Below are 271 nucleotides of genomic sequence, written 5' to 3'. Positions count from 1 at the left end.
GAAAAGGCTGCAAGAGTTAAACCGGACCGATGTGCTGGTGTCTGGTGTCGGGGCAACAGATCTGCTGCAGTTTATGTTTCCCAACACCTTCAGTGTCGATCCCGGATATTTTGACGCGGGTCAGCGCGCCGCCGATCTGCTTTTACAGCATCTTCGCCAGAGCGCGAATGTCACCCACCTGGTGCAGCGTTCCCGTTTGCTATTCTGATTGCGTGCCTGAGCATTCAGGCACATATTCCCTGTTTAACGTCTATTCTGAATAAAATGACAC

The 271-nt window shown here is 51.7% G+C and carries 1 pseudogene; it reads left to right on the top strand.

The window, feature by feature from the left end:
- A pseudogene (treR, locus tag ACYP03_RS26250) lies at positions 1-208 on the top strand (trehalose operon repressor TreR); the annotation flags it as partial.
- Positions 209-271: the final 63 nt, after the last annotated feature.

This window comes from Photobacterium sp. R1 (genome assembly GCF_054600795.1).
Note: the sequence above shows the minus strand (reverse complement) of the source record. Positions and strands in the feature narration are given on the sequence as shown.